This window comes from Streptomyces sp. NPDC048290 (assembly GCF_040652095.1).
GTDB lineage: Bacteria > Actinomycetota > Actinomycetes > Streptomycetales > Streptomycetaceae > Streptomyces.
The window spans coordinates 291972-309364 of the sequence record NZ_JBEZLM010000001.1; the positions used below are offsets into that span (position 1 = coordinate 291972).

Annotated in this window: 7 protein-coding genes; 5 read left to right on the top strand and 2 right to left on the bottom strand. The window is 72.5% G+C overall.

What is annotated here, in order from left to right:
• Positions 1-61: 61 nt before the first annotated feature.
• Together AB0D49_RS01080 and AB0D49_RS01085 are read right to left on the bottom strand one after the other, a co-directional pair.
• A complete protein-coding gene (locus tag AB0D49_RS01080) occupies positions 62-3034 on the bottom strand; it encodes an FAD-linked oxidase C-terminal domain-containing protein (RefSeq protein ID WP_362748637.1) in 2973 nt (990 codons plus the stop codon).
• Positions 3035-3122: 88 nt separating this feature from the next.
• The gene (locus AB0D49_RS01085) at positions 3123-4289 is read right to left on the bottom strand and encodes an aminotransferase class V-fold PLP-dependent enzyme (RefSeq protein WP_362748640.1); all 1167 of its coding nucleotides are present in this window, start codon (positions 4287-4289) and stop codon (positions 3123-3125) included.
• A gap of 420 nt (positions 4290-4709) precedes the next feature.
• On the opposite strand from AB0D49_RS01085, the gene AB0D49_RS01090 reads away from it, so the two are divergent.
• From AB0D49_RS01090 to AB0D49_RS01110, 5 genes are all read left to right on the top strand, one after another.
• Positions 4710-6077, top strand: coding sequence for an SLC13 family permease (locus tag AB0D49_RS01090; RefSeq protein ID WP_362748643.1), 1368 nt, complete (start codon positions 4710-4712; stop codon positions 6075-6077).
• A gap of 177 nt (positions 6078-6254) precedes the next feature.
• A complete protein-coding gene (locus AB0D49_RS01095) occupies positions 6255-6986 on the top strand; it encodes a ribosome-inactivating family protein (protein WP_362748646.1) in 732 nt (243 codons plus the stop codon).
• Positions 6987-10949, top strand: a complete 3963-nt coding sequence (locus AB0D49_RS01100) for a DUF6603 domain-containing protein (RefSeq protein WP_362748649.1) — start codon at positions 6987-6989, stop codon at positions 10947-10949. It begins immediately after the preceding gene.
• 167 nt (positions 10950-11116) lie between these two features.
• Positions 11117-13507, top strand: a complete 2391-nt coding sequence (locus AB0D49_RS01105; protein WP_362748652.1) for a hypothetical protein — start codon at positions 11117-11119, stop codon at positions 13505-13507.
• Positions 13504-17376 (top strand): hypothetical protein, encoded by a 3873-nt coding sequence (locus tag AB0D49_RS01110; protein WP_362748655.1) that lies wholly within the window; start codon positions 13504-13506, stop codon positions 17374-17376. Before AB0D49_RS01105 ends, AB0D49_RS01110 begins: the two co-directional genes overlap by 4 nt.
• Positions 17377-17393: the final 17 nt, after the last annotated feature.

Below are 17393 nucleotides of genomic sequence, written 5' to 3' on the forward strand. Positions count from 1 at the left end.
CTCCCGGGTACAGCACGCCCCGGTCCGTCCGTTCTGCGGGCGGGCCGGGGCGTTTCCCCTTTTACGGCCCCGGCTTCTCCTGGTCCTCGCTCAGTGCCTCGCGGATCAGCTGTACCGGGTGCCATGCGTTTCGCCGTGTCCCGTGGAAGATCTGCTGGCGGCACGAGACCCCGGTCGCGACGATCACCGTCTCCGCCGGTTCCGCCGTCACGGCGGGGAACAGGCGGTCCTCCCCCACCGTCATCGAGACGTCGTAGTGCTCCGACTCGAAGCCGAACGAACCGGCCATCCCGCAGCAGCCCGCGTCCAGTTCGACCACCTCGGCGCCGGGGATGCGCTCAAGGAGCGCGATGGTCGCCGCCGTGCCGACCTCGGCCTTCTGGTGGCAGTGGCCGTGGTAGAGGAGACGGCGGCCGGCCGGCCAGGACGCCTCGCTCAGGCGCAGACGGCCCGCGTCGATCGCCTCCACCAGCAGTTCCTCGACCTGGCGGAGGCGGCCCGCGATGTCCTCGACCGCCTTGTCGCCGGGGAGCATCGCGCGGTGTTCGTCGCGCAGGGTCATCAGACAGGACGGCTCACAGCCCACGACCGGGGAGCCCGCCGGTGTGGTCTCGGCGAGCAGGTGCGCCAGCTTGAACGCCTTCTCGTTGGCCTCGTCCACCAGGCCCTTGGAGAGGCTGGAGCGTCCGCAGCAGCCCCGGCTCTCCAGCCGGACCTCCCAGCCGGAGGCTTCCAGCAGCTCCACGGCCGCCTGGCCGATGCTGGGTTCGGTGTAGGTGGTGAAGGAGTCGGCCAGGTACGTCACCACTCCCTGGGGCGCCGGGAGCGCGGTCCCCTTCCGCCGCCTCCTTCCGCCGAACCAGCGGACCAGGTTGCGCCGCTCGAAGCGGGGCAGTGGGCGGGACGCGGTGATGCCGAGGAGGCGGTCCATCAGGCGGCGCAGGACGGGGACGCGGCCGGGGAGGTTGGAGAGGGGGGCGGTCGCCGAGCCCAGGCGGTTCAGGAGGCGGATCGAGCCGAAGATCCGGGAGCGCAGGGGTACGCCGTGCTGGTCGTGGTGGTGGGAGAGCGCCTCCGCCTTGAGTGTGGCCATGTCGACGCCGAGCGGACACTCGCTCTTGCACGCCTTGCACATCAGACACAGGTCGAGGACCTCATGCAGGCGCTCGTCACCGAGCGCCTTGCGGGGGTCCGGCTCCGAGAGCGCCTTGACCAGGGCGTTCGCCCGGCCCCGGGTGGAGTCCTGCTCATTGCGGGTGGCCATGTACGACGGGCACATGGCGCCGGTGTCGCTCTTGCGGCACAGCCCGATGTTCATACAGCGGTCGGCGGCGCCCCGCATCCCGCCCACCACGTCGAAGGTGAGGCGGGTACGGAGTTCGGGGGCGGGCGGCAGCGCCGGGTCGCGGAGGTGGTCGGTCATCGCGGGGGCGTCCACGATCTTGCCGGGGTTGAGGCGGTCGTGCGGGTCGAACAGGCCCTTGACCGCGCGCATCGCCTCGTACAGCTCGTCGCCGAAGATCTCCCGGTTGAACTCGCTGCGGGCCAGCCCGTCGCCGTGTTCGCTGGAGTTGACCCCGCCGTACTCGGTGACCAGGTCCTTGATCCGTTCGGCGACCGTGCGCATCACGGTGATCTGGTGCGGGTCGGCGAGGTCCACGAAGGGGCGGATGTGGAGGCAGCCCACGGAGCAGTGGCCGTAGAAGCCCGCGGAGAGGCCGTGTTCGTCCAGGATGCCTTTGAACCGGCGGGTGTACTCGGCGAGGTGCAGCGGGTCGACGGCGGTGTCCTCCACGAAGGCGAGGGGGCGCCGGGTGCCCTCGCCCGCCGCCATCAGCAGGCCCAGGCTGGACTTGCGGACCTTCAGCAGCGCCGACTGCTGCTGCGGGGTGACGGCCTGGAGGGTGTGGTAGCCGTGGCCCCGGTGTTTCCATGAGGTGGTCAACTGGCGTAGCTGGTCGATGAGTTCGGTCTCGTCGTCGCCGGTGAAGCTGACGAAGAGCAGGGCTTCCGGGGCGCCTTCGAGGATCGTGCCGAGCGAGGCGTACTCGATCTTCTGGCGGGACAGGTCGAGGATCGTGCGGTCCATCAGCTCCACGGCGGCGGGATGGCAGGCGAGCGCGGACTCGGTCGCCTCGATGGCCGCGACGACCGAGGTGAAGTGGCCGACGGCGATCACGGTCCGGCGGGGTTTCGGCACCAGGTCCACCAGCGCCCGGGTGGTGATGGCGAGTGTGCCCTCCGAGCCCACGATGAACTTCGCCAGGTCGAAGGGGGTGTCGTCGCGGGCGAGGCGGTCCAGGCGGTAGCCGCAGGCGCGGCGCCAGAAGTCGGGGAAGCCCGCGGCGATGGCGTCGGCGTTGGCCCGGACGAGCGCCGGGAGATCGCGGTAGAGGCGGCCCTCCAGGGTGGGGAGGCGGGCGCGGCGCTCGCGTTCGGTCTCGTCGACGGGTTCGAGGCGGGCGGTGGTCGTGTCGGACAGGACGACGTCCAGGGCGCGGACGTGGTCGATGGTCATGCCGTAGCGCAGGGAGCCGCTGCCCGCGCTGTTGTTGCCGATCATCCCGCCGATGGTGGCGCGGTTGCTGGTGGAGGTGTCGGGGCCGAACATCAGGCCATGTGCGGCGGCGGCCCGGTTCAGCTGGTCCTGGACGACTCCGGGTTCGACCAGGGCGGTGCCCGCCTCGGGGTCGAGGTCGATGATCCGGTTCATATGGCGGGAGAAGTCCAGCACGAGGCCGGGGCCAACGGTCTGTCCGGCGAGGCTGGTCCCGGCGCCGCGCGCGAGGACCGGGACGCCGTACTCGACGGCGGCGGCGACGGTGGCCTGGACGTCGGCGGTGTGGCGGGGGAAGACGACGCCACGGGGGGTGATGGCGTACATGCTCGCGTCGCGGGAGAAGAGGTGGCGGGTGTAGTCGTCGAAGGCGACTTCGCCTTCCAGGTCGCGGCGGAGGCGGTCGTGGAGGTCGTGGTCGTCGGGAGTGGTTCGGCTGGGGGTCGAGGTGTGGGGCGCTCCGGGGGGCGGGGTCATGGATGCGGCTCCAGGCGGGAGGTCGGTGAGCTGCGGGGTGGGGTGGGGCGGGGCGGGACGATCGGGGTGTGCCGGGTCGGCGCCGGGGTCAGGGGGTGCGCAGTACGTCGAGCGCGGCGCCGAGACCGGTGGGGTCGATCGGGACGCCCGACAGCTCCAGGCCCATCTGGACGCCCGCCAGGGTGCCCGCCAGGGTGAGGTCGTTGAAGTGACCGAGGTGGCCGATGCGGAAGATCCGGCCGGCGAGCTTGCCCAGGCCCGCGCCGAGGGACATGTCGTAGCGCTCCAGGATCACCTTGCGGAGCTTGTCGGCGTCATGACCGTCGGGCATCAGTACGGCGGTGAGGGAGCCGGAGTGTTCGCGCTCGTCGGCGCACAGCACCTCGAGTCCCCAGCCGCGCACGGCAGCGCGGGTCGCGGCGGCGTGCCGGGTGTGGCGGGCGAAGACCTCGGGGAGTCCCTCGGCGGCGAGCATGTCCAGGGCTTCGGACAGGCCGTAGAGGAGGTTGGTGGCGGGCGTGGAGGGGAAGTAGCCGCGCCGGTTGGCCTCGATGATCGGCAGCCAGTCCCAGAACGACTTGGGCAGCCGGGCGTCCCGGGTCGCGGCGAGCGCCTTGACGCTGACCGCGTTGAAGCTGAGTCCGGGCGGCAGCATCAGCCCCTTCTGCGATCCGGCGACGGTGACATCGACGCCCCACTCGTCGTGCCGGTAGTCGATGGAGCCGAGTGAGGAGATGGTGTCGACCAGCAGCAGGGCGGGGTGCCCGGTGGCGTCCAGGACCTCGCGGAACTCGGGGACGCGGCTGGTGACGCCGGTGGAGGTCTCGTTGTGGACCACGCAGACGGCCTTGATGGAGTGGGTGAGGTCGGTCTCCAGACGGCGCCGGAGATCGGCGGGGTCGGCGCCGTGACGCCAGTCGCCGGGCACGAAGTCGACCTCCAGGCCGAGGGAGCGGGCCATGTCCTGCCAGAGCGTGGCGAAGTGGCCGGTCTCGAAGCACAGGACGCGGTCGCCGGGGCTGAGCGTGTTCACGAGGGCGGCCTCCCAGGCGCCGGTGCCGGAGGCGGGGTAGATCACGACCGGTCCCTCGGTGCCGAACACCGGCTTGATCCGCTGGAGCAGACCGAGGGTCAGCTCGGCGAACTCGGGGCCCCGGTGGTCGATGGTCGGCGCCGCCATGGCGCGCAGCACCTGGTCGGGGACGTTGGTGGGGCCGGGGATCTGGAGGAAGTGGCGGCCGGTGCGAAGCGTCATCAGAGGGCTCCTCCAAAGGACTCAAGGGGATTCGAGGGGTTCACTGGGGGCTCAAAGGGCTTGTGCCGTGTGGCGGCACGCTATACCGTCATGTGGCATGGCGGAGCATAGGTACCGCTGCGCGAGGGCGTCAATGGAGGGGGCGACCTCCGGAAAGTTCGGTCGCACCCCCTTGACGTATGCGGATTTACGGGGCTTCCATACTCCCCATTGCGGAACAGCCCTTCCGCGAAACGGAATTCGTCGCGTCGGAATGCCGGGGCGGCACAGCCCGGCACCATGCCGGGTCGCGGCACACATCCACCTGTTCGCTTTCCTCTGATATCCGGCTGTCCGGTTACCGGTCGCCCGGATGCCGGACAACGAGGGCCGCGCCGGTGCGCCCACACCATGACCGTCGACCGAAGGCGAGGAAGCCTCGTGTCAGATCACGTCATCTCCATCATCGCGTTGGTGCTGGTATTCACCATCGCCACCTTCACCTCGGTACATATGGGAGCGCTGGCGATCGTCGCCGCTTTCCTGGTCGGCACGCTGTTCGTCCATGAATCCACGGACGAGATCTTCGGGGGCTTTCCCGGCGATCTGTTCGTCGTCCTGGTCGGCGTGACCTTTCTGTTCGCCATCGCCAAGAACAACGGCACGATCGACTGGCTGGTGCAGGCGTCGACCCGGGCCGTGCGGGGCCGTATCGCCTTGATTCCCTGGGTGATGTTCCTGGTCACCGCGGTACTGACGGCCGTGGGCGCGGTCGTGCCGGCCGCGGTGGCGATCATCGCGCCGATCGGGATGGGATTCGCGGTCCGCTATCGCATCAACCCGGTGCTGCTCGGGCTTTTCATCATCAACGGGGCGAGTGCGGGCGGATTCTCACCGGTGAGCATTTTCGGCTCCATCACCAATGGAGTGGTCGAGCGGAACGATCTGCCGGGGAATCCGACGCTGCTGTTCGCCAGTTCGTTCATTTTCAACGCGGTGCTGTGTGTGATCGTGTTCTTCCTGTTCGGCGGGAGAAAACTCCTCGGACGGCGGGCGGACGACCTCGGCGGGACGGTGGCGGCGGGGACGGACGCCGGGGAGAGCGGGGGCCCTTCGGGGGCGGGGGAAGGGGGCGGCGGTACGGCGTTGCGGGCGGCGGCCACGGCGACGGTGGTCCGTCCTGGGGCGCCGGTGCCCGACGACGTGGTCCGTCTGAACCGGGTCCGGGTGCTCACGCTGGTCGGGCTGCTCAGTCTGGTGGTCGGGGCGCTGTTCTTCGATCTCAACGTGGGGCTGCTCGCGCTGACCGTGACCGTCGTGCTGTCGCTGCTGTCGCCCGAGTCCGCGAAGGGGGCCGTGGACCGGTGTGCCTGGTCGACCGTCCTGCTGGTCTGCGGGATCGTCACCTTCGTCGCCATGATGGAGCGCATCGGCACCATCGACTGGCTCGGCACCAGCGTGGCCGACATCGGGGCGCCGCTGCTGGGGGCGCTGCTGATCTGCGGGATCGGGGCGGTGGTCTCGGCGTTCGCCTCCACCACGGGCATCCTCGGCGCGCTGATTCCGCTGGCCGTGCCGTTTCTGCTGGCCGGTGAGGTGGGGGCGGTGGGGATGGTGACGGCGCTTGCCATCTCGTCGTCGGTGGTCGACTCCTCGCCCATCTCGACGAGCGGTGCGCTGGTGACGGCGAACGCGCCGGAGGAGCAGCGGGACGAGGTGTTCCGGAAGCTGATGACGTGGGGGCTGAGCATGGCGGTGATCGCACCGCTGGTGACCTGGACGATCTTCGTGGTGCCGGGCTGGCTCTGAGCTGTGCGGCGCCCACTCCACCTCACCGGTCGCCTGCCGACCTAATCCGCATCTTCCCTTACATGTCCGAAAACGTCTCCTTCGGTCCGTCACAGGCTTGCGCGTTCCGTGGAGGGACGGAGAGCCTGTGGCGGGCCGTGGCGGTGCACCATCCGGTGGGGGGATTTCGGAATGGTCGTGGCGATCGACGATGTTCATCCCTATCCGGCGGGCGACATGTCCGAGGGACACTTCGCGGGGATGATCGATTTCCTGCGCCGCAGATATGCCGCCGCCCCACTGGAGGGCGATGATCCCGACCGCCTCTTCTGCCGCGTCGACATGACGGCAGCCGGGGTAACGGTCGGGGTTTATGTCATCAAGGACAGCCTCTACCTGATGGGCTGGTCGATCGGCACCGGAGCCAATGAACGGTATTTCGCCGTCGATCCGAAGCACCTGCCCTCCGCCCACCGGATCGGCGCAGATCAGAGAATCCCCGTCACCTACACTGCCACCGCCGCGGACAGCTTCCTCTCGATCATGGCCATGACGAGCGATATCAAGGAACTCCACACCTTCGCAACTGTCGTGGCGAGCGGGAAGAAACCCAAGGATATCGACAAGGCGACGAAGTCATTCCACCGAATCGTCGGCCTGACCGCGGAGATGGCCAGATTCGACGGATTCTGCGCCCACATACGCCGCAACTGGATGAAACAGTGGTCACAGGAGAACCGGCTACGGAGAACCACCGGCGAGGGAAAGACCATCACCTTCGCCAGCACCATCAAGAAGTGGCAGAACCTGACGGAACTGGCGTCCGCCACCGACGCAGGGGCCACGCTGACCGACGGCAAGGACACGATCACCCGGGCCGACGCCCTCCAGATCCTGGGCACCGGCGGCGCCCGCCACCGGGGGGCGTGAATGGACCTCGACGCCCTCGCCGCGCACCTCACCACCCAGCCCCAGCCCCCCGCCCTGCGCGCCACGGACACCGCGCTCCCCCCGCGACTGACCGACGTGCTCACCACCTTCCCCGGCGGTGTCTGCCAGGGGACGGACGGCTCAGGGCAGCCCCGGTTCGACGCCGGGCACACCACGCTGACCCTCGACCTCACCTGCGCGTCCACCGTCTGGCCGGTCGGCGGGAAGGTCACCCTCGCGGTCACCGGCGTGACCGTGACCGTGTCCGCCGACGGCTCCGTCCGCGCGTACCTCAGCGGCGCTTTCGACTCCGTCGCTGTCGTGGCCACCGTCACCGGGGACGAGGACGGACGTCTGACCGCCGCCGTGCGCGCCCGGAAGGCGGGCGCCTTCGCCGACGCGCTCGACACCCTGGGCACCCGCCTCGGCGACGCCGACGTGTGGCGGACCGCCCAGGAGGGGCTGCGGGCCCTGGACTTCGCGCCCCGGGCCGTCGCCGGGTTCGACTACCGGCTGACCCCCAAGGACGGCACCGCCTTCGAGGTGACGTCGATGGCGGTGGTCGCCGCGCTGGACCTCAAGGCGCTGGCGCTGGACATCGCGCTGTGGCTGCCCGACCTGCGCGTCACCGGCAGTCTCCAGGACGGCGAGACCGTGGAGATCCGTGCGCTGCTGGCCTCGTGCGGCATCCCGGCGGACGAGATACCCGCGTCGCTGACCCTCACCGAACTCACCCTCTCCTCGCACCTCGGCAAGACCTGGGTCCTGCGGATGACGGCCACCGGGGACTGGGGCATCGGCCCCTTGTCCCTCACCGCCCTCTCCTTCCAGCTCTACTTCGACCCGGTACGCACCTTCGTGGCGCAGGTCGCCGGTACGGTCGCGATCGGCGAGTCCGTGTCCGTCGACCTCTTCGCCGTGCAGAACGGCGGGGCGGGCGGCGGCTGGACCTTCCGTGGGGGGATCGCCGCCGGGGAGATCGGCATCGGGGACGTCCTCAGCGGACTGCGTCTGCCGGACGTGCCCCAGCCGCTGAAGTCCCTGGAGCTGACCGCCCTCGGCATCTCGTACGACACCGGCACCAAGGCCGCCGACTTCTACTGCCAGGGCCACCTGGCCCTCACCGACACCATCACCGCCTCCCTCGCTCTCACCATCACCCGGGACGGCACCGCCACCCGCTACGGCGGCACGCTCGACATCGGCGGGTTCACCTTCGGCGTCACCTTGGACGAGGAGAGGGCCGGGGCCGATCTCCTCGTCGCCACCTATCACTCCCCCGACGACAGCGACACCAAGGTCACCCTGCGGGACTGGGTCGCCCACTTCTCCGACGAGCTGGCCGCCGGGGTCCCGGACGGGCTGCGGATCGGGCTGAAGGACGCCAAGTTCGTCCGGGTCAAACCTCCCGGCGGGACCGCCGTCTTCTGCGTCGGTATCGATCTGTCCGCCGGGATCGATCTCGCCGCGCTGCCGCTGGTCGGCGGATTCCTCGCGGAGATCGGCGGGGATCTCGCCGTCGACAACCTCCAGATCCTCTACTCCTCCGGCGTCCTCGACGCCACCGCCGTCGGCGCGGCCAACGCGCTGCTCGGCGCGGCCCAGGTCGTGGAACTGCCCTCGGGTGGGCTGAAGGCCGGGCCCGCCGCGCTCGCCGACCTGCGGATCGGGCAGGAGCGGACCCCCGTCGCCCTCGGTCTGCCCCCGGGCCCGAACAACGCCTCCGCCGCCAACGGCGGCAGCAATCCCGCCCCCTCCACCACCGCCCCCGCTCCCGCCGGTGTCTGGATCACCGTCCAGAAGACCATAGGCGTCCTCCAGATCAACCGCGTCGGTGTCATCTACCAGCACAACGCGCTGCTCTTCGGGCTCGACGCCGGGATTCAGCTCGGGCCCCTCGTCATGTCGCTGGACGGGCTGGCCGTCGGCTCGGCGCTGGAGAAGTTCGCGCCCGTCTTCCAGCTCAACGGCCTCGGTGTCGGCTACGCGGCGCCGCCCATCGTGATCGAGGGCGCGCTGCTGCACCTCCCCGCCGACCGGCTCGCCCCGGACGTGGCGTTCCAGTACGACGGGACGGCCACCGTCGCCGTACCGGACTTCTCGCTCGCGGCCGTCGGGTCGTATGCGCAGCTCACCAGCGGGCAGCCGTCGTTGTTTGTGTTCGCGCAGGTGGAGGCGCCGATCGTGGCGGCGCCGCCGGTGCTGATCACGGGGCTGATGGCGGGGTTCGGGTTCAACCGGGAGCTGACGCTGCCGACGCCCCGGGAGGTGTCCGGGTTCCCGCTGCTCGCGCTGAACAAGCAGGGGCCGGACGCCAATCTGAAGCCGTCCGGGGTGCTGGAGGTGCTGGAGGGCGGGGCGCCCGCCGTGCAGGGGAGTCCGGCGCGGACGTGGATCGCGCCGCGGCAGGGCGCGTACTGGCTGGCGATCGGGATGGAGTTCAGCGTCGCCGAGGTGGTCAACGCCAAGGTGCTGCTGGCCGCCGAGTTCGGCGGGGAACTCGCCCTGGCGCTGCTGGGGACGGCCACGATCCAGCTACCGCTGCCCGCCGAGTCCGCGACCCGGACATATGTGTACGCCGAGTTGGGGATCGAAGCGGTGGTCCGGCCGCTCGCCGGGAGCTTCGAGCTGGCGGCGGAGCTGGCGCCGGTGTCGTACGTGCTGACGCCCGCGTGTCATCTCACCGGGGGGTTCGCGGCGGCGGCGTGGTTCGGGGACCATCCGGACGCCGGGCAGTTCGTCGTGACCCTCGGCGGCTACCATCCGTCGTTCAAGCGGCCCGCGGGCTACCCGGATGTGCCCCGGCTCGGGATCGACTGGGCGGTCAGTGACAATCTCACGATCACCGCGCAGGCGTATCTCGCGGTGACGCCGTCGTGCGCGATGGCCGGGGGGCGGCTGAGCATCGTCTTCCACGCGGGGGACTTCCGGGCGTGGTTCACGGCTCAGGCGGACGTGCTGCTGTCCTGGCGGCCGTTCTTCTTCGACGCGCGGATCTCGGTGAGCATCGGCGCCTCGTACACGATCAACATCGGGATCGTCCACAAGACGGTCAATGTGTCCGTGGGGGCGGATCTGGCGCTGTGGGGGCCGCCTACCGCGGGGTCCGTCACCGCGCACTTCGCCTGCTTCTCCAAGACCATCCACTTCGGGCCCACGCCGTCCGGGCGCGACGCCCGTCCGCTCGGCTGGGACGACTTCGCGAGCATGTTGCCGAAACCGGCGGACGTCATCACCGTCGGGCCGGTCAACGGCCTCGACAAGACCGCCGACGACAAGGGCCAGGACCCCGGCAACAGCGGCAAGGTGTGGTACGTACGCGCCCGTGATCTGCGGTTCTTCACCCAGGCCGCGCTGCCCGCCAGTCACTTGCGGCTCGGGGAAGACCCCCTGTCCACGCCCGCCGCCGACGACGACAGCGGCGGGGTCGACATCCGGCCCATGGACCGCGCCGGGCTGATCGGCGAGCACCGGCTGCGGCTGACCTGCGCGGGCGCGCCCGCGCCGATGGACGGCTGGACGGTGACCCCCCGCACTCACAACCTGCCCGCGTCGCTGTGGGGCGCCCCGCCGTCGCCCTTCCGCCACACCCCGGACGCGCCCGGCGCCGAGGTGCTGCCCGACCGGCCGGTCGGGTACGACATCCAGGCGCCCCGGCCCGAACTGGCGCCCTCGCGCGGGGTGGTCCCGCTCAGCGAGTACCGGGCGGACGAGATCCCGCCGGGGCTCTCCCCGCTGCCCACGGTCCCGGTCGCCGACGGCGAGTACACGGGCGTACCCGACGACTCGTGTGTGGCGCGGATCGGGGAGACGGACCGGGGGGCTGCGCGGTCCGGGCGGGACCAGGTGGGCGCGGCGCTGGCGGACGCCGGGCTGTTCGACGGCCCGGCGGAGGCGCTGACCGCGCTGGCGGCGGACGCCGGGCATCTGTACCGCCGGGCACCGCTGGTGCGGAACCCGTAGACCCGCCCCGCCCCGTACAAGGCACCTGGCAAGCAGCGCCCCCGTGGCGAGACCCGGAGCAAGCAGCGCCCCCCGTAGCAAGAGCCGTAGCAAGAGCCGTGGCGAGAGCCGTAGCCATAGCCGAGAGCGACAGCCGTTGCGACTGACCAGGATCGAGGGACCCGGACGTGAGCGCGAGCAGCAGCCCGCAGCACCCCGCCCGTGACACCATCCCCGTCGGGGACATCGAACTGCACGACCGCTACCGGCCCGCGCTGCCCGCCGGTGACTACCGCGTCGAGGCCACGCACACCCTGCGCACCGGTCTGGGCGCGGGCGCGGGGACCGTCGGCGGGTCGTTCCGGGCCGTGCAGCGGTTCACCGTACGGGCGCCCCAGGTGGCCGTGGACGCCACGGCCGTGGTCGCCCGGCAGCCGCCGGACTCCGCCGAGGGGCGGTTCGCGGAGGTGCTGCCGCATCTGGTGCTCGGCGATCCGATGCTGCCGTGGGAGCGTCCGCTCGGCGGGGCGGACCGTGACACGCCCTGGCTGGCGCTGCTGGTGCTCACCGACGACCAGCTCGTCGGGGCGACGACCGCGCCGACCCGGGCCGAGACGACCACGGTGGGCGCGTTCCTCGCCGACGACCCGGACACGCTGAAGCCCGCGCTGACGCCGGAGTCGGACGTCCGGCCGGACGATCCGTGTGCCGTCGTCCGGATTCCGGCCGCCGTGTTCCGGGCGGTGACGCCCCGGCTGGCGGAGCTGCCGTATCTCGCGCACTGCCGGGGCGCCAACACCGGGGACCGGCCGATCCTGGGTCTCCAGGAGGACGGGTTGTTCTCCGTGGTCGTGGCGAACCGGTTCCCGGCCGTCGCGCCGCCCGGCTCGCCCCCGGAGGCCCGCACCAAGAACATCGTGCATCTGGTGTCCCTGGAGGGCCACCAGACACTTCTCGGCCCGGACGAACCGGACTTCCAGGGCCGTACGTCGGTGGCGCTGCTGTCGCTGTGCGGCTGGACGTTCTGGGCGCATCCGGACGGGGCCGTGCACTTCCGGGCGCTGGCCGAGGGGCTCGCCCACACGCCGGACGGGGGGCGTCCGGCGGACCGTGCGGAGATGTGGCTGCGGCTGCCGCCGCCGTACCAGGACACCGGCTCCGTCCCGGCCGCGCGGCGGCAGGTGGCCCGGCGGATCGCGGACGGGTATGTGCCGCTGCCGTACCGCCTCCGGTCGGGCGAGCGGACGTTCGGCTGGTACCGGGGGCCGCTCACGCCCGTACTGCCCGCCGCCGTGGACCGGGTGGCGACCGCCCGCAGCGCGGACGAACTGCTCGTCTACGACCCCGGGTGGGGCTGCTTCGACGTGTCGCTGGCGACCGCGTTCGAGACGGGGCGGGCGCTGGCGCTCGCCGACTCGGCGTATGTGGGGCAGCTGATCGCGTTCAAGCGGGCGACGCATGATCTGGTCGACACGCTGTACCAGCGGGAGAGCAGCAGTCATCTGCCCGGTGGCGGGCAGGGTCCGGGCTCGGCGCGGGACGCGTTCGGGGCGCTGCTCGACGGGCCGCTGCTGGCCTCGCTGGGGGCGGTCCCGGCCCGGCCCGACGCGCCTTGGTCGCCGCCCGCGCCCGACGCGCCGCCGGGCGATCCCACCGGGGAACTCGCCGCCTATCTGCGCTCCGACGCCGCCCGCGCGGCCGTCACCGCCGCGCTGGAGAGCGACGAGCACGGGCTGAAGGCGCGGCTGGCGCCGGTCGTGGACTGGCTGGCGCGGCTGTTCCTGCTGCTGCCGGTGCCGTTCAGCCGGCTGGTGCCGGACGCGCGGATGCTGCCGCCGGAGTCGCTGCGCTTCTTCCACACCGACCCCAACTGGCGGGACGCGCTGATCGGCGGCGCGCTCGGCATCGGCGCGCAGTCCAGCCGGGACACCCTTCAGGACGCGATCGTGGCGGGCGCGGTGCGCGCCGAGGTGGCGAAGGCCGCCGCCGCGCACCGGGACGGCCTGCGGGACGTGCCGGACGACGACGGCGGTGGCGCTTCCCCGGCGCCGCCCGGCCCGGTCTGCGGGCTGCTGCTGCGCTCCGCGCTGGTCTCCGGCTGGCCAAACCTGGCCGTGCGGGCGGTGGACGCGTCGGGCGCCCCGCTGCCGGTGCTGCGGCTGGACCATCTCTCGTCCGCCGTGCTGCTGTGCCTGTTCGACGGGGTGCCCGCGACCGTCGAACTCGCCGAGCCCCAGGAAGGGTTCCGCTTCGGGGTGGAGGACGACGGGCTGATCCCGCTGCGGAGTCTGCTGCCGGACGCCGGGCCCCGGCTGCCGCTGGGCGAGCAGCTCGGCACGGACGTGACCTTCCCGGTCCTCCCCCATCTGCGGCCGTCGGCCGACCCGGGCGTACGGGTCCTGGACTTCGGGGCGCTGGTGCCCGCGCTGAAGGCCGCCCTGGACGCGGCGCACGGCACGTCCGTGGGTCCGGTCGGGCCCGCCGACCTCGCGCTGCAACTGGTCAAGGTGCCGGAGGCGATCCGGTTCGCCGGGCCGGACGGCGACCGGTTCCCCGCCCCTCAGGAAGGACGCCGATGAGCCCGTCCCCCGCCCTCGTCGTGCCGGTCACGCTGGACGCGCTGGTGGTGACCCCGGCCGTGCTGCGCCGGGACGGCTTCCGGAGCTGGCGGCAGAACTATCTCGCGCTGCGCGACTACATGAGCCCCGAGCCCGACGAGGGCGACCGGCAGAGCGACGACCCGCTGTTCCGGCACACCGGGGTGCATCTGCACTGGACGCTGCCGCGCGGACTGCGGCACGGCGTCCAGGACCCGGCGACCGGCGAGGTGGACTACCCGCTGCTGCCCAACCGCTGGCTGGTCACCCGGTTCAGCGGCGGCGCCACGCGGCGGATGCGGGCCTGGGTGATCGAGAGCGACTGCCCGCACACCACGTACGCGGGACAGCGCGGGCACGCCCTGGAGCAGGCCAGTATGCAACTGGTCGACGACGCCGTCCTTGCCGCCTGGCGGTCCAGCGCCGATCCCTACCGCGGCGCCCGGACGTCCACGTCGACGCAGGTGTCCCTCGGGCTGGCGTTCCCGCACACCGATGACGCGCCCTGGTCGGAACGGGCCGGGCGGGACCCGCTGTTCCTCACCGCGCTGAGCGGCGGCGACCCGTACTTCACCACCTACACCCCGCACAACACCAACGTCTTCTCCTTCCTGGACGACCTGTCCGACGTGCTCGCGGCGGACACCCTCGGGTACCAGGTCGTCGGCTGGTACTCCGACCCGGGCGCCGACGTCCTCGCCGCGCTCCCGCCCGGCACCTCCTACGCCGACCTCCTCACCCGGCTGGACTGGCGCGACCCCCGGCTCACCGGGAACCCGGTGCTGGACGGCGCTGTCACCCCGGCCGTGCGCAGCCTCTACCAGGGGCTCGCGCTGACCGTCGGCTGGGACCCGGCGGCGTCCGACCCGCCCGCCCCCGACCCGCTGCACGAGGTCAAGGACAGCGGGGCGCTGAACGTGGCGCTCGGCGCCACCACCGAGGACGCGTTCACCGCGCTCGCCGGACACGCCCTGAAGGCCACCGGCGCCCGGCCCGCCGCCGAGGACATGCAACTCCTGCGGGCGTTCCTGCACGATCTGCTGCCGGTCGCCGACGAGAAGGGCGGCGACGAGCGGGTACGGCGACAGGTGCACGCGGCGTCGTTCGGGGCGTCTTCCGGGGGTTATCGGTGGACGGTGACCCCGCCTCCGGCAGACGCTGCCGCACCGGCAGACCCCTCCACAGCTGACGGCCAGGCAGGCGCCGGGCAGGCAGCCGACGGGGGGCAGACCCCGGCCGACCCGTCCGCAGCCGCCGACCCCACCCCCGCCGACCAACCCCCCGCCCCCTTCACCCCGCCCACCTGGCTGGCGACCCTCAACGACGACCAGCACCAGCTCGACACCCTCCTCGGCGAGGTGTACGCCCTCCAATGGTGGCTGAACTCCCTGTGGCTGAAACAGGGACTCCTCGGCATCCTGGACCCGCCGCCCGCCGGAGCACCGGACCAGGAGGACCTCAAGGCCGAGCTGGACCCCACGAGTGAGGGCTCCCTCGCGCACACCCTGCGGGAGACGACCGCGCGGGCCCGTGTCCTCGCCGCCCGGGTGCCCCAGCCCGACACCTCCGCCGCGCACACCACCGCGCACGACGCGCTGCTCGCCGGGATCGGCGCGTTCGCCGAGGCCAAGGGGCTGACCGGGGGCGCGACCCTCAAGGCGGTCCCCCGGCCCGCGTTCTGGCACAGCGTCAACCCGGTGATCAGCGTGTCCGGGATCATGCCGCCCGCCGACACCACCGTCACCGACCGTCCCGTCCCCGTCCGGCCGCTCGGCGAGGGCTCCCCCGCCGCGCTGGTCGGCGCGCTCACCGTCGGCGGCACCGCGCTCACCGTGGCGCCGGGACGCGGCGGGATGCCCGCGCTGCCGGGGCCCGGGGGGCTTCCGGCGCAGGTGCCGGGGCTGCTCGCGGAGTTCTTCCTGCTGGACCCCGGCAGCGCGGCGGCCCTCGCCGGTGCCGGGAAGCTGTCGGCCGCCGAGGTGGGCGCCGCCCTCGCGGCGCACCGCCCCGCCGACTACACCGGCACGCTGCCCGCGCTCGGCCTGGACCCCTGGACCCAGCCGTGGGAGCCGCTGTTCATGGAGTGGCGGACCTCCTACCGGCACATCCCGCACACCGGCGGCGCGGGACAGAGCTGCTGGGCCTTCGACGGCACCGACTACCGCTATGTGCCGGGCACCGCCCCCGCCGCGAAGCCGGTCACCGTCCGGGGCGTCTCCGCGCTCGGCCCGCATCCGCGCGCGCTGTTCGCCGCCCGGCTCAAGGAGTTCGTCACCCGGCACGGCTCCGACCTCCAGCGCGACCGGCTGGACGGCTGGCTCGCGGAGATCGGCGGCTGGGGCATCCTCGCCCAGGAATTCACCGGCTTCCACGACCGGATCGCGGCCCGGGACACCCGCGCCTTCCGCCGCCCCACGTCCCAGGACCGGCACTTCACCGAGGTCGCCGGGCTCGCCGGGTTCCCCGACGCCGCCACCGAGGACGGCCTGCCCGCCCGCTACCGGGGCAGGGTCACCAGCGTCCCCTACCTCCCCGGCGGCGAGAGCGCCCCCTTCCACCCGGTCCGGCAGGGCCAGCTCCACCTGGAGGAACTCTTCCTCTACGACAAGTTCGGCCGGGTCCTCGACGTGGTGAGCCCCGACCTCAAACAGGGCGGACTGCACGACTACCGCAGCTTCCCGCTGGTGGTCGACACCGCCCTGACCACCGCGTCGTCCCTCACCCCGACCGTCGCCGCCGTCGCCCAGCTCCCCCCGCGCCCGGTCCAGCCCGCCCGGCTCGACTTCGACCTCCTCGACGCCGCCACCGGCACCCGGGTGACCGAGACCGCCGCCGACCCCAGCCCCGTCACCGGCTGGCTGCTGCCCGACCACCTCGACGCCGGACTGCTCCTGTACGACCCGGCGGGCCGGTTCCTCGGCAGTTACCGGGCGCTGGCCGACGGCGACGGCACCCGCACCGGCCGCTGGGAACCCCCGCCGGACGGCACGCTCACCTCCCTCGACCAGGTCGAGGCGCTCGCCCCGCAGATCGCCGGGCTGCTGCGCTCACGGCGGCTGGCCGGGGAGGCCGGTCTCAGCGCGTTCCTCGACGTCATCGACTCGACGCTGTGGACCACCGATCCGCTGGGCCGCCGCAGCGACCAGACGCTGTCCGCGCTGATCGGACGGCCGCTCGCGCTGGTCAGGGCGCGGCTGCGGCTCACCCTGGACGGCCCGCCGCTGACCGACACCGGCTGGCGGGCGAGCCTGCGCCCACCACAAGCCGACTTCACCGCCGACGCGTTCGCCGTCCGCCTCGGCGACCAGGCCGCCCGCGACGACGGTCTGATCGGCTACTTCCGGACCGCGCCCGGCGGCGGCTACGACTACGAACGCTTCGACAGTGTCACGGCCCCCGACGACGGTCAGGACCTGATCGTCCGGATCGGCCCGCCCGGCGCCGGGACCCCGCCGCAGGACGCCACCTACCCGCTGCTGACGTTCGGCGACGCCGAGCCGACCGGGCTGCTGCTGCTCGTCGACCCGCGCGCGGGCGTCCACGCCGTCACCGGCATCACGCCGACCGCCTCCGTCACCGTGCCGCAGCAGCATGTCGACGGTCCGCTGCGCCGCCTCGAAGCCGTGTTCCGGTTCGGCCCGGTCCTCGGCGGCGAGGACGGGTCGGTCGCCTTCCCGCAGCCCAGCACCCGGCACTGCGCCTGGTCCTGGCTGCGCCCGCCCGCGCCGCCCGGCGGCCCCTGGACCCCGTACGACCTGGCACCGGCACCGGCCCAGGCCGGGTTCCCGGACCGCCCGCCCGCCCTCGAAGAGGGCCTGCTCCGCCTGCTCCCCGAGCCCGACGAGCAGTAGCGCCCACCCGTACGCCA